The organism is Metamycoplasma hyosynoviae (assembly GCF_004365165.1).
In the GTDB taxonomy this organism is placed as follows: Bacteria; Bacillota_I; Bacilli_A; order Mycoplasmatales; family Metamycoplasmataceae; genus Metamycoplasma; species Metamycoplasma hyosynoviae.
Genome location: NZ_SOCH01000001.1, coordinates 1 through 2558, shown reverse-complemented (window position 1 = coordinate 2558; position 2558 = coordinate 1). Strand labels below are relative to the sequence as shown.

Below are 2558 nucleotides of genomic sequence, written 5' to 3'. Positions count from 1 at the left end.
AAAAAAAAAAAAAAACGCCTTAATAAGTGAAAAATAAACAAAAAAAAATCACTTTTTGAAAAAAATTTGTGAAAACTAAAATTTTGAATATAAATAAGTAAAAAAAATACAAACTGAAAATAATTACTTTTTTTAAACTACTTTTAATATACGTTATTTTTAAAAAAGAAAATAAAAGAAAAGAGTAACTTTTTTATCACTCTTTTCTTTTTTTAATTTAACAAATTAAATTTGATCTCATTTAATTTCAACCTTATTTGAATCTGTACCGCTTGGTTTTTCCACAGTTCAGAATTGACCAATTCACCTATTATGTCATCCATCAGGTTTTGATGATATATTTTTAATTTCAATAGTTAATTTGTTTTTAAAATCTATTGTATCATCTTCAACATTCGATGTTCCTTTCGGATCGTACGTTCCATAAGCAATGGTACGTCCAACTTTTTCAAGTGTCGAAGGCAAAATAATTTTTTCTAAATTATCCACAAATGCAAATGCATAACCAGCTAATTTTTTTAATCTTGTTTTAGATAAATCTATTTTAGTCATAGCTGATGAACTTAAAAAGTGTAAATGTTTCAAATCATTATTTTCTTTGTGTAAATCTTCTTCATTAACAATTTCTTCAAGATTTGAAAGTTTATCAAAGTTAATTGTTTGAAGTTTATCACAATGATAGAACATAGAACTTGTAATATATCTTACAGATTTTGGAAGCGATACTTCTTCAAGTGATTTTCAACCTATAAAATTAAATTTTAGGTTTTCACCCATATTGTCTGGAAGCGTAACTTTTTTAATATTATTAAAACTTGGACCTAGTCTATCGAAATATTTAAAGTTTGTAAGCTTACTTAAATCAAGTTCTTCCAAAGTTGAGTTTGATGAAGAAAATAAGTTTTCTAAATTAGAAATTTTATTAGATTCTAAAGTAATTTTTTTGGCTTTTGAACCATATAAAGCACCCTCTACAATACCATCAAAATCATTACTATCTAAATTTAGGTACAAATCAGTAGGTGATTTAGTCTTTTCAATAAGTTTTACTAATTTATTCCCTTTAATTTCTACTAAAAAACTATACTTACCATCCGAATCAGGTTTTATTTTGTATTTGGCATTTTCTGAATTGTATAGTTCGAATTTAAACCCACCTTTTCAGTGAATTAATTCTTGTGGATCTCAACTTTTACCTACAAAGTTTTCCGCACCATAGTAAGAAAGGAAATCAGAAAAATAATGTTCTGATTCTAGAGTAGTATTTGAACTTTCATATAGTCCTTGTGCATATTCAATTGATGAAGGCATTCCAAAATATAGTAAATTCTTTGTAGGTCCTATAATTACATTTTTTGCTGATTTTATTGAATTTGGAAGCGAAAGTGCCAACAAATCTGAAGTAGCATTAGCATTTGTATAAACCAAATTTTCAACTTCTTCTATGCCTTCTGCAACAGACACACAATAATGTTTTGGAAGGTTTTCATAAATATATAAATTTGTTGCTTTTTTAACTTTAAATGAATCAATTTCACTAGGAACTAAAAATACACTTTCAAGTTTTTTCTTATTTAAGCAAGCAACTTTATGCCCATTATAATCATATAAATAATAGCCAAATTGTTCTGAATTAACATTTTCAGTTTTAAATCCGGTAATTTTTACTTCCTTTATTTCTGATTTAACACTTGAATCATTTTTATCATAGATTTGAAAACGAACTGTTAATTCATTAGCACCAGTTTGTTTAACTGTTGCATTATTTGAAAATTCAAACTTATCATTTACATTTTCTTTAGTAATTTTTGAAAAATCATCTCAATAGTTATAAGCCAGTTGATTTTGCTTATCAACAACATCTAAACGTATAGCACTTGCTCATTCATTTAGAAGTTTTTGAGGTATTTTGAAACCTTCAATTTTTATAGTTTTTTTGTTAGAAAAAATTTCGGGTCTACCATTTTTTTCTTTAATTCTAAAGTGAACATTTATAGATGTTAAATCTTCTAATTTTTCAATAACAAATGTGTCTTTGTCAATTTCATATTTGGAATCTTCAAAGTTATTTATTAAAATTTGACTGTAATCATTTATGTTAGAAATATATTTAGAGTTTTTATTTTCAACATCTAATTTAATTTGTTCAGCATAAGCATTTAATTCATTAGGTGTTTGATAATCTTTAAACCCTATTATTTCAATACCTCTAGAATCAGAAATAATGTTGTTTACATTATCTCTTAATTTAACTATAGCGTCAATTTTCTTAGGATATTCACCTTCGGTTTTAAATTCAGTAAAGATTAATTCATAGTTTGATGAAAGGTTAACGCCTTTATTTTTAGCTATAACTTTTGTTTGAATGGCATCTTGGGGAAATACTGAAGATGCATTTTCATAAGAAAATGTAAGTTCGTTCAAATATTGTGCCAATTGAGTTGAAGTTTTGGCAAAATCATCAAACTTTACTTCTAAAACATTTGAAGTAAATTTATCATCATCTATTGATTTAACTTTTATTTGATATGAAAAAATTGCCGTCGATTTTTCATCAT

General features: G+C 25.4%; 1 protein-coding gene. It reads right to left on the bottom strand.

Annotated features, from left to right (window positions below):
* Positions 1-225: 225 nt before the first annotated feature.
* Positions 226-2558, bottom strand: a 2333-nt coding sequence (locus JN03_RS08145) for a leucine-rich repeat protein (RefSeq protein WP_134076405.1), incomplete at its 5' end; no start/stop codon positions are given.